Here is a 12,362-nt window from a genome sequence, read left to right on the forward strand (position 1 = left end):
TTCAGCAAACAGGGGCAATCATGAACAACGCATATCGAGTGGTCTGGAACGCAGTGACGAAAACGTGGACGGCCGTTTCGGAGCATGCGCGCGGTCGCAGCAAGGGCGCGACGCGCAATGCGCTCGTCGCATCGGTCACGCTGACCGCCGCGATCGCGGGTGCCGGTTTCGCGACGAACGCGAACGCATACGTCGCGGGCAACGGTGCGGTGCAAGGCGACAGTCGCCACACCGTCATTGGCGACAACGCCGACGGCAGCGCGGCCGGTTGCAACTCGACCTATCTGCCCGGCACGGCATGCAGCACGATCATCGGCAATAGCGCGTCGTCGACAGGTCGGGCAACCACTGTGATCGGCGATCACGCTACGTCTTCCGGCGCAAACAGCATCGCGATCGGCGCTTATGCCAACGCAGCACAATACTCGCAAGCCATCGGCGCCGGCGCAGATGCAACCGGGGGCTGGGCAACCGCAATCGGCCAGTCCGCCACGGCAACAGGCAGGGACGCCAGCGCAATCGGCACGAACTCGTCCGCACTCGGTGCCCGAACCGTCGCGCTCGGCAGCGGCGCGCACGCGGAAGCCGACGATTCCTTTGCGCTCGGCTGGAGCGCGTCCGCCGTCGGCACCGGCTCGATGGCATTCGGTACGCGTGTCACGGCGAATGGCGACAATGCCGTTGCGCTAGGCCTCGGCTCGGCCGCAAACGGCAGCAGCGCGATTGCAATCGGCGCCAATGCCGAGGCGACGCCGGACAACAGCGTCGCGCTCGGCGCGGGCAGCATCGCTGACCGCACGAACAGCGTGTCGGTCGGTGCCACAGACGCAGAACGCCAGATCGTCAACGTCGCGGCAGGCACGCAGACGACCGACGCCGTCAACTTCGGGCAACTGACGAACACCGCGCAAAGCGTTGCTACCGCACTCGGCGGCGGCGCCGCGGTCGCGGCCGACGGCACGATCATCGCGCCGACCTACACGCTGAAGGGCACCGACTACCACACCGTCGGCGATGCGCTCTCCAACCTCGACACGCGGGTTACCAACGTCGAGAACATTTCGGCGACCGGCAATCCGTATCTCGCCGTATCGCGCCCCACCGGCCCGGCATCCGCCACCGGCGACTATTCGCTCGCGGTCGGCATGAGCACGCGCAGCACGGGTGTGGGCTCCGTCGCGGTGGGATCGAGCGCGAGCGCATCGGCAAACGGCGCGATCGCGATGGGCCAGAACTCCCGCGCGACCAACAACAACAGCACAGCCATCGGTTATGTGGCGACGGCGTCCGGCGGCAATGCCACGGCGTTCGGCACGAACAGCGTCGCCAGCGGCGGCAACGCGGTGGGCCTGGGCAATAACGCGACCGCATCGGCCGGCAACTCGGCGGCCCTGGGCAACTATGCGACCAGCGGGGCCATCGGTTCGATCGCGATCGGTTCGACGGCGAAAGTCGTGTCCGGCGCGGCTGCGTCGATCGCGATCGGTCAGGCTGCCAACGTGGCGGCGACCGCAGACAACGCTGTTGCGCTCGGCGCCAATTCGAGCGCGACGCGTGCCAGCACGGTATCGATCGGTGCAGCCGGCAGCGAACGGCAGCTCACGAACATGGCAGCAGGCACGGCAACCACCGACGCGGTGAACGTGTCGCAGCTCCAGGGCGTCACGAACGCGCTCGGCGGCGGTGCATCGGTCGATGCGTCCAGCGGCGCTATCGTCGCACCGACGTACAACGTGCAGGGCGGCACGCAGAACACGGTCGGCGACGCGCTCGACGCACTCGACGGCGGCCTGAAGACGGCGCAAGGCGACATCACGAACCTCGATGGCCGCGTGACGACCAACGAGACGAACATCACGAACCTGCAGCAGCAGATCGGCAGCGGCACCATCGGCCTCGTGCAGCAGACGGGCCCGGGCGCAGACCTCACGGTGGGCGCAGGCACCGACGGTGCGCGCGTGAATTTCGCCGACCAGAACGGCAATGCCCGCACGCTGGCGAACGTCGCCAACGGTGTCGCCGACAAGGACGCGGTGAACGTCAGTCAGCTCCGCAGCGAACTGGCGAGCGCCAGCGCCAGCGATACGGCGTACTTCCAGGCCGACGGCTGGAGCAGCAAGGGCGACGCCGCGAAGGTGCAGGCCGGAAGCTACGGCGTGGCCATCGGTTCGAACGCGCGCGCCACCGGAGAAAACTCGGTCGCCCTCGGTGCGGATTCGGTCGCGGATCGCGACAACGTGGTGTCCGTCGGCTGGGGCATGGGTGGCAACGGCACGCGCCAGATCGTCAACGTCGCGAACGGCAACGAGAACACCGACGCGGTGAATGTGCAGCAGCTCAAGCCCGTGATCGCGGGCCTCGGCGGCGGTGCGTCGATCAATGCGAACAACGGTGTGGTGACTGGCCCGACGTACAACGTGCAGGGCGGCACGCAGCACACCGTCGGCGATGCGCTCGACGCACTCGACGGCGGCCTGAAGGCGGCGCAGGGCGACATCACGAACCTGGATGGCCGCGTGACGACCAACGAAACGAGCATCACCAACCTGCAGCAGCAGATCGGCAGCGGCACGATCGGCCTCGTGCAGCAGACGAGCCTGGGCGCAGACCTCACGGTCGGCGCAGGCACCGACGGTGCACGCGTGAACTTCGCCGATCAGAACGGCAACGCACGTACGCTGGCGAACGTCGCGAACGGTGTCGCTGACAGTGACGCGGTCAACGTGTCGCAACTCAAGGCTGCGCAAGGCCAGATCGGCGACCTCGACCAGCTCGCGGTGAAGTACGGCGACGCATCGCAGGCATCGATCACGCTCGGCGGCGCGAACGGCACGCAGATCCACAACGTCGCGGACGGCACGGCCGACCATGACGCGGCGAACGTTGGCCAGCTCAACGCGGCGGCCACGCAGCTCGGCGACCAGATCACGACCGTGAACAACAACCTGACGCAACTGGGCAACCAGGTCGCATCCGGCAAGGTCGGTCTCGTGCAGCAGGCAGCGGCAGGTGCGGACCTCACGGTGGGCGCAGGCACCGACGGCGCGCGCGTGAACTTCGCCGACCAAAACGGCAATGCCCGCACGCTGGCGAACGTCGCGAACGGCGTCGCCGATAGCGACGCGGTCAACGTCGCGCAGCTCAAGGCCACGCAAGGCCAGATCGGCGATCTCGACCAGCTCGCGGTGAAGTACGGCGACGCATCGCAGGCATCGATCACGCTCGGCGGCGCGAACGGCACGCAGATCCACAACGTCGCGGACGGCACGGCCGACAACGATGCGGTGAACCTGTCACAGCTGAAGAACGTGCAGGCGCAGATCGGCGACGTCGGCGCGCAACTCGGCGGTGCGGTGATGTACGACCGCTTCGCGGACGGTTCGCTGAATCTCGGCTCGGTCACGCTGGGCGGTGTCGGCAGCGCGGCGGTCACGCTGACCAACGTCGCGAACGGCGCGGTCAACGCAACCAGCACGGACGCGGTGAACGGCAGCCAGCTGTACGCGCTGCAGACGCAGGTGGACGACATCAGCGGCCGCCTCGGCCCCGTCACGGTCAAGCCGGGCAACGGGTACTTCGATGGCACCGACGCGTCGAAGGACGCCGCGGCAACGACGCCCGTCTACGCAGGTTCAGGCGTCGGCAACACAGCAGGCGGCTCGGGCGCGACGATCGCGGACGGCGTGGACAACAGCTCGGCGCTCGGTTCGAACACCAGCGTGACTGCGGACAACGCTGTCGCACTCGGCGCGGCCTCGGTGGCCGATCGTGCAAACAGCGTATCGGTCGGCTCGGCCGGCAACGAACGCGCGATCACGAACGTCGCCGCCGGCACCGCGCCGACGGACGCCGCGAACACGCAGCAGGTGAACGACGCGCTGAAGTCGGCGAACAACTACACCGACAGCTCCGTCGGCGCGCTGAGCAACTCGATGAACCAGCGTTTCGACGACACGAACCGTGCGATCAACCAGGTCGCGAAGAACGCGTACGCCGGTATCGCCGCTGCGATGGCGATGCCGAACATGACGCCGTCGGGCCCCGGCAAGACGATCGTCGCGGCGGGCGGTGCGACCTACAAGGGCGGCAGCGCGGTGGCGGCCGGCGCGACGTATCGGTCGCGCGACGGCAAGTGGCTGGTGAACGGCGCGCTGTCGGTCACGTCGACCGGCGACGCGGGCGCACGGGCACAAGTGGGCTACGAGTTCTGAGTGACCCGGCAAGCCCGGCGCGAGGCGCCGGGTGGTCTGTTCCGCGCGGGTTCACACGCGGTTGCGCCTTCGGCGCAGCCGCGTTTTTTTTGCGTAACAGGGATTCAGTCCGTTGCGCTCGCCCGGATATCGGCGTCGAGTGCGGCGAGCAGATCGTCGGTCAGCGCCCGTGCCCCCTCCTCGGCCACCTGCGCCTCGAGCGCCGCGCAACGCAATGCCAGCGAGCGCATCCGGAACACGCCGAGCATGCCCGTCAGCGCGTGCAGTTCGGCCTTCATTGCGAGCGCATCGCCGTTGCGCTTTGCGTCGAGCAGCGCATCGAGCGATGCGGCGCTCGTCTGCCGGAACATGTCGAGCACATCGGGCGGCAGCGCGCGGCCGCCGAGCAAGCCGTCGTCTTCGCCTTCGTCTTTGTCGTTGCCTGCGCCGCCACCGCCGCGTGCGTCATCGACGACCGGAGCGACCGCCGCCGCGGACGCCGCCTGCGCCCCCGATCCGACCGTCGCTTCGAGCACATCGGCGAGCGCGGCGAGCGACAACGGCTTCGTCACGACCGCCGTCATCCCGGCCGCCGCGCATTTCGCATGCTCGTCGAGCGTCGCCTGCGCGGTCACGGCCACCACCGGCAGGCCGGGATGTCGCGCCCGCGCTTGCTCCGCGAGCGAGTAACCGTTCATGCCAGGCATGTTGAGATCGGTCAGCAACACCTCCCACGTCCATTCGTCGAGTGCGGCCAGCGCGGCTTCACCGCCGTCCACGACCTGCGCGTCGCAGCCCAGCAGCGCAAGCTGCTCCTCGAACAATCGCCGATTCACCGCGTTGTCCTCCGCGACCAGCACGGCCAGCGGCCGGCTCAGCGTGCGCGGGCCGCCCGGTGTCGGCGCGGGCGGCGCGTCGCCGAGCAGCGCGACGCGCAACGCGTCGTGCAGGCCACGCAGCGAATAGCACGTGACGTCGACCATCCGCGCGATGCGGACGGGCCGTGCGGGGCCCTCCGCGCCGGCGGTCACGACCCAGGTGCCGGCTTCCACGAGCCGGTTCTCCGCATCGGCGTCCCAGCCGTCGCGCTCGCCGATCAACAGGATCGCGGCCGCACCGTCGAGCAATGCATCAGGCACGTCGCCCGGCGACGCATACGCATGCAGGTCGAGGCCCCACGACAGCAGATGCGGCGTCGCGAATGCCTGCCACTGCGGCCCCGATGACAGCAGGATCAACGGGCCGCGCACGCGTTCGAACCGGCGCACCGGCGCTTGCACGGGCTCGCCGAGCGGCACGCGCACCGTGAAGCGGCTGCCCTTGCCCGGCGCGCTGTCGACCGAAACCGCGCCGCCCATCGCAACCGCGAGCCGATGACACAGCGCAAGGCCGAGCCCCGTGCCGCCGAAGCGCCGGCTGATCGTGCCGTCGGCCTGCGCGAACGGCTGGAACAGCGCGGCCTGCTGCTCGGCCGTCATCCCGATGCCCGTGTCGTCGACCGTCACGTGCAGGCTGTCGCCGTCGACCGACACACGCAGCGTCACCGCTCCTCGTTCGGTGAACTTGATCGCATTGCTCAGCAGGTTGTTCACGATCTGCCCGAGGCGCGTCGGATCACCTCGCATCGCCTGGTCGACGTCGCACGCGAACGCCGGGTACAAGCGCAGCCCCTTCGCGCGCGCAACCGGCACGAAGATCGCGAGCGATCGTTCGAGCACGTCGACGACGGAAAACGCGAGCGATTCGAGCGCCATCTCGCCGGCTTCGATCTTCGAGAAATCGAGTACGTCGCTGATGATCGCCAGCAGACCGTCGGACGAGCGGCGGATCGTGTCGAGGCGATCCTGCTGCACGCCGTTCAACGGCGTATGCGCGAGCAGCTCCAGATTGCCGAGGATCGCGTTGAGCGGTGTGCGGATCTCGTGGCTCATCGTCGCGAGGAACGCGGATTTCGCGGCATTCGCCGCGTCGGCAGCCTGCTTCGCGTCACGCAGCCGTTCCTCGAGCAGGTTCTTCGCGGTCACGTCGGCGAGCGCCGTCACGACGACCGGCTGCCCCTGATAGCGCGCCGCCGCCATGCTGACCGACAGGTCGACCCGCGTGCCGTCGTGCGCCTGCAGCGTCAGCTCGTCGTGCGTGACGGCCGCCCCTCGCGACGCGGCCTGCCGCTCGGCGAAATGCGACGACCATGCGCGCTCGTCGAGCGCGACCCGGGCGGCCAGCGCGTCCAGCGCCGCGCTGCGCAGCAGCGGCGTGCCGTCCTTCTGCGAGATCAGCCCGAGGCCGACCGGCGCGGTCTCGATCAGCGTGCGGCTCAACTGTTCGCTGTCGAACACGCGCTCCGACTGTTCGAGCGCGGGTTTCACCATCCTCCGGTTGAACACCAGCAGCACGATCCACAGCACGATGACGATCGCGAGCGTCGTCGCGCCGTTCGTCGCGATCAGCGGCCAGATCAACGCGGCCGACTGCTGCCACGACTGCATGTAGACCAGCGTCCATCCCGCATCGTTGAATCGCTCACGCAGGACGATCATCCCGTTCGAAAAATAGCTGCGCTCGTCCTCGTGTTCCGCGGCGAACGGACGCGCGGCCTGCAGCTTGTCCAGCAGTTCGGGCTTGACGGGCGACGCCGACGCGCTCAGGACAACCTCGCCGTCCTGCGTCGTGATGAAGAACGTGCCGGGCACGCGATCGACCGGAAACCGCGTGCGCACCACCGCGATCGGCCACTCGCCGACGAGCACACCGATCGGCTTGCCGGCCGCATCGCGCACCAAGGCCGCGATGCGCGCGGCCGGCTCGCCCGTCAGCGGATCGGTGTAGGGCGGCAGCCAGCGCAGCGGGCGCTGGCCCGTGCGCACATCGACGTCCGGCAGTGTGGCGGGCATCAACGGCTGGCCGCGATTGGTCCCGAACGCTTCCAGCACGCGATCGCGATCGGCAAGGCGTGTGCGCAGCACGGCCGGATCCGGCCACGTCGACAGCGACGCGAGGACAAGGCCGTTTTCAGGCGAATAGAGGTAGTTGGTCAGCGAGCCGGCGCCGCGCGACTGGATGATATGAAGCACGCCGGCCATCCGTGTCGCCACGCCGATATAACGATTCAGCTCGGGCGGAACCGGGCCGCCCGCACGGCCCGCCATCAGGACCGGTACGGAATTCGTGTCGCCGGGCATCACGAGCACGCGGCCCTGCGCGTCGAATGCGGCGACAGTTGCCGCCTCGGCCTTCGCGCCGCCGTTCCAGGTGGCTTCGACATTCAGCAGGTTGTTGCGAAACACCGCTTCGTAACGGGTCGTCTCCTGTTCGATGCGACGCATGTCGAGCGTCCATTGCTGCGTGATCTGGCGCACGTAGGTTTGCACCGTGGACACCGCGTCGATCGCGAACGCGGCAACGACCACCAGCGTGACGACGATGCCGCCGCCGTACAGCAGCAGGTTCTGGTTGTGTCGGATGCGCCCGGAAAGGCCGCGTCGCGGCTGGTCGTTCATGGATTGGCAACCCGTCGATGAGGGGCCGAACCAGCGGGCGTCTGCGTCGCGTGGGACGCGGCGCGCCGGTATCGGCGCGCACGGGCAGGCGCCATGAAAGGGTCATATGGGTCGGCACGGGGCTCATACTGCGCGCGTCACGATGACATTGCAAGCGCCCGCGGGCCGGCAAACGCGCCCGGAATTGCCGTCCGGCATCAGTCCGGTTCGACCGCCTCGAGCGGCGCCAGCGCGCGGACGGCGTCGGCCAGCGCGTCGAACTGCGCTGTGTCGAAGCCGCCCGGTTGCGCCCACGCCGCTTCAAGCGCCGCGCAACGCTGCGCGAGCGCGCCGGCCCGGAACACGCCGAGCGTACCCTTCAGCGAATGCAGTTCCGCCAGCGCGCGGGCCGTCTCGCCGGCGAGCATCGCGTCGCGAATCGTCGCCAGCGACGTCTCGCTGGTCTCCCGGAACAACTCGACGAGCGACGCGGGTAACGGCCGGCCCGCGAGCAGGTCGGACGGTTCGCGCGCGTCGCGGCCGGCATCGCCCGGGCCGGGCATCGCTGCATCGCCGGTCACGGCTTGCAGCACCGCGCGCAGGCCATCCAGCGACAGCGGCTTCGCGACGACCCGCGCGATCCCCGCCGCCGCGCAGCGCGCGCGATCGTCGAGCGTCGCCTGCGCGGTCACGGCGACGACCGGCAACGCCGGATGGCGCGCCCGCGCGCGCAGCGCCAGCGTGCAGCCGTCGATGCCCGGCATGTTGAGGTCGGTGAGCAGCACGTCCCGGCGTTTCGACGCGAGCGCGATGAGCGCGTCTTCGCCCGACGCGACGACTTCCGCGTCGCAGCCGAGCAGCGCGAGCTGTTCAGCAAGCAGCATGCGGTTGACGGGGTTGTCTTCGGCCACGAGTACCGCCAGCCGCCGGCCGAGCGCCGTCGCGGCGGCGCCGCGTCCGCGACGGTGCGGCTCCGGCTCGCCGAGCAACGCGATCCGCAGCGCGTGCTGCAGCGCACGCACGGAATCGCCCGTCACTTCGACGAGCCGCCCCGCCCGCACGGGTTGCCACGGACCGTCGGCGCTCGCCACCACGACGCGCGTGCCACGCTCGACCAACCGGTTCTCGTCGTCCGCGTCCCAGTCCGGCGCATTGCCCGAACCGGCCAGCACGACCGCGCACGCCGCGCGCAGCGTCGCCGCATCCGCTTCCGCCGGCGCGGCGAACAGGCGCGCATCGAGCCCCCATGCGCGCAGGTGCCGGCCGATCCCCGCGCGGCCATCGGGATCCTTCGAGACGACGACGACCGGCCCGCGCACCGCGCCGAACACGCGCCCGGCCGCCCGCACCGGTTCGCCGAGCGGCAGCCGCACCGTGAAGCGACTGCCGTCACCGAGCCGACTGTCGACGCCGATCGTGCCGCCCATCGCCTCCGTCAGCCGCCGGCACAGCACGAGACCCAGCCCGGTGCCGCCGAAGCGCCGGCTGATCGTCCGGTCGGCCTGCGCGAACGGCTGGAACAGCCCGGCCTGCTGCGCGGGCGACATCCCGATGCCCGTATCGCGCACGGCGAGCGCGATACGGCCGGCCGCGACCGCGACGTCGACCATCACCGCGCCGCGCTCGGTGAACTTGATCGCGTTGCCCAGCAGGTTGTTCAGGATCTGGCCGAGGCGGACCGGGTCGCCGCGCATCGTCTGGTCGACCGCGCAATGCGCACGCACGCGCAGCGTCAGCCCCTTCGCGCGCGCAGCCGGCGCGAACACCGCGAGTGCGCGGTCCAGCACGTCGAACACGGGGAAAGTCAGTTGCTCGAACGCCATCTCGCCGGCCTCGATCTTCGAGAAATCGAGCACGTCGCTGATGATCGACAGCAGGTTGTCCGATGCTGATCGAATCGTTGCGAGCCGGTCCTGCTGCTTCGCGTTCAACGGCGTATGGCTCAGCAGTTCGAGATTGCCGAGGAATGCGTTCAGCGGCGTGCGGATCTCGTGGCTCATCGTCGCGACGAACACCGACTTGGCCGCGTTCGCGTCGTCAGCGGCCTGCTTCGCGTGGCGCAACTGCTGCTCGATCTGCTTCTGCGCGGTCACGTCGACGAAGGCGGCGACCAGCACGGCCTGCCCCTGGTAGCGGGCCGGTGCCGTGCTGACGGCGAGATCCACACGTGCACCGTCCACCGTGTCGAGCGGCAGCTCCGCGTGCGCGACCGCCTCGCCACCGCGCGTGCGATGCAGCCGCACGAGCGCCGAAGGCAGCATGCCGCCGGACGGCCTCGCGCGCTCGGCCAGCCGCTCCATCAGCGGGCTCGCGAGCAGCAGTTGCCCATCCGCGCGCGCGATCACGCCGAGGCCCACCGGCGCCGTTTCGATCAGCGTGCGGCTCAACTGCTCGCTGTCGAACACGCGCTGCGACTGCGCATAGACGGGCGCGAACTTGCGGCGCGCGAGCAGCAGCAACACGCTCCACAACGCGGCGATCAGCGCGATCGTCGCGATGCCGGTGGCCATCAACTCGACCGAGATCGCACGCAGGATGTCGGTCCACGAAAACGCATAGACGAGATTCCAGCCCGTATCGCCGAGCCGGTCGCTGATCGTGAAGATGCCGACGATCCCGTTCCGGTAGATCGCGCGCAGCCGGTGGTCGGGCAGCATCGCCTCGCGCGACTGACGCACGCGCTCGACCAGCCCGGGATTTGCCGGATGCTGCGAATAGCTCGCGACGACCGAACGGTCGTCGCCGACGATCAGGAACGTGCCGCCGAAGCGGTCGACCGTCAGCGGATGCAGCAGGCCCTGCGGATCGTATTCGGCGACGAGGACCGCGACCGGCGCGTCGCTGTCCCGCACGACGGCGGCGGCGCGCACCGCGCGCGTGCCCGTCAGCGGATTGAGCGCGGGCGGCAGCCACGCGACGCGCGGATAGTCGGGACGCAACGTGCGCGTCATGGCCGGCGCCTGCTCCAGCCCGGTGTCGAGCACGCGCATCAGCGCTTCGCGATCGGCCAGCATCGCCTGAGCGCGCGCATCGACCGGTGCGGGCGCGGGAATCAGCGCGGCGAAGTCGCGCCGCGCGCTGTAGTAGTAGCCGGTCTGGATCTTGCCGCGCAGCAGCGAACTCGCGGTCGTCGAGTGCGCCATCTGCACCGCGAGCCCGAGATAGCGCTGCAGTTCGGCGTCGGTCGCGCCCGGATGCCCGCTGACGAACGCGAGCTGCGGCGTGAGCGAACGGCTCGGGCGCAACGTCATCGTGCCGCCGCTCGCGCGGAACCGCTCGACCGTGCGCCGGTCGGCCACCGAGCCGTCGTGCCACGCGAGCTGCGCGCTGACGACCGCGTGCCGCAACGACGCTTCCCGCGCATCGATCTCGCTCATCACGAGGCTGCGATCGACGACGAAATCCTGCTGCTGGTTCAGCAGCACCGCGCGCGCCATCGACATCGCCACCAGCCCGAACGCGAGCAGCAGCAGCAACGTGATCGCCGCGCCCGCGCCATAGGTCACCAGGCGCTGATAGCGCCTGAGCTGGACCAGGGTGGTTTGACGGAGTGACGGCATCACGGATCGGCGACGAAACTGGGAAATGGAAAGGCGCGCGGGCGGTGGCGCCGCGCATGAAGCAACGGGACGGATTATCGGGAAGATGAAGGCGGCGCGGACGGCACCGCGGCCGAATTCTGACTAGTCAGACACGTCTGAAAGCCTTTTTTGACCAGTCAGAAGAAATCGCCCGATCAGGCCTGACACAATGCAAAGCGGGCGCCGGACGCCCGGCCGAGAATCGTTTCCAGGCAGGGCGGAAACGGCGACAACGGTCGGACCGCGCGAGGGCGTGACGCGCGCGCATAAGACTAGTACGATTCGCGACATACGACCGAATGCCCGGCCCGCCGACAACCAGCAGCGTGCGGCCGGCGTCGACTCAACGGGATGCAACTTCCATGACAAGCGTGAAAATCAATGTGGTGTTGGCCGACGACCACCCGGTCTTGCTGCGCGGCGTCATCCACGAGCTGTCGGGTGTCTCCACGTTGAACGTCGTGGGCACGGCGAATAATTCGACGGAGCTGATCGAGCTGCTCGGCAGCGCGCCGGTCGACGTGCTCGTGACCGACTATTCGATGCCGGGCGGCGAATACGGCGACGGGATGCAGCTCGTGTCGTTCGTGCGGCGCCGCTTTCCCGATCTGAAGATCATCGTGTTCACCGCGATCGCGAACGCGGCGCTGGCCGCCGAGATGCTGAAGCTCGGCGTGCGCGCGGTGCTGAGCAAGGTCGACGACGTGAGCCACCTGATCTCGGCGATCCACGCGGTTCAGACGGGGGCACGCTACACGTCGCCGTCGCTGGAAGCGATGCAGCAGGCGAACGCGGGGCAGGCGTCGGCCGGTACGCATCCGGAGCTGACGAAGCGCGAGGCGGAGGTGATCCGGCTGTATGTGTCGGGGATGAGCATCGACGAGATCGCCGCGCAGCTGCATCGGACGAAGCAGACCGTCAGCGCGCAGAAGAAAAGCGCGATGCGCAAGTTCGGTATCGAACGCGATGCGCAGTTGTTTCTCTACGCGTATGAAACCGGCCTCGTCACGCAGGCGCAAGGCGGCGCGCACGTGCCTCCGGTGAGCGACACCGACGCATGATGCGGGCGGATGGCGCGGTGGTTCACCGGCGCCGTCGGATGTCCCCCTTTCACC

At 69.2% G+C, this 12,362-nt stretch carries 4 protein-coding genes; 2 read left to right on the top strand and 2 right to left on the bottom strand.

The features are described 5' to 3' along the window. Positions 1–20 precede the first annotated feature (20 nt). A complete protein-coding gene (locus H3H55_RS31280; protein ID WP_193101697.1) occupies positions 21–4,211 on the top strand; it encodes a beta strand repeat-containing protein in 4,191 nt (1,396 codons plus the stop codon). A 104-nt stretch (positions 4,212–4,315) separates the two neighbouring features. Here the strand turns inward: H3H55_RS31280 and H3H55_RS31285 are convergent, their stop codons facing one another. Together H3H55_RS31285 and H3H55_RS31290 are read right to left on the bottom strand one after the other, a co-directional pair. After that, positions 4,316–7,687: a hybrid sensor histidine kinase/response regulator gene (locus H3H55_RS31285; protein WP_193101698.1), complete on the bottom strand. Its 3,372-nt coding sequence runs from the start codon at positions 7,685–7,687 to the stop codon at positions 4,316–4,318. A 197-nt stretch (positions 7,688–7,884) separates the two neighbouring features. Next, a complete protein-coding gene (locus tag H3H55_RS31290; RefSeq protein ID WP_193101700.1) occupies positions 7,885–11,226 on the bottom strand; it encodes a hybrid sensor histidine kinase/response regulator in 3,342 nt (1,113 codons plus the stop codon). Positions 11,227–11,618: 392 nt separating this feature from the next. On the opposite strand from H3H55_RS31290, the gene H3H55_RS31295 reads away from it, so the two are divergent. Beyond that, the gene (locus tag H3H55_RS31295) at positions 11,619–12,308 is read left to right on the top strand and encodes a response regulator (RefSeq protein WP_193102257.1); all 690 of its coding nucleotides are present in this window, start codon (positions 11,619–11,621) and stop codon (positions 12,306–12,308) included. The last annotated feature ends 54 nt before the right edge of the window (positions 12,309–12,362 follow it).

Source organism: Burkholderia sp. Z1 (assembly GCF_014893795.1).
In the GTDB taxonomy this organism is placed as follows: domain Bacteria; phylum Pseudomonadota; class Gammaproteobacteria; order Burkholderiales; family Burkholderiaceae; genus Burkholderia; species Burkholderia theae.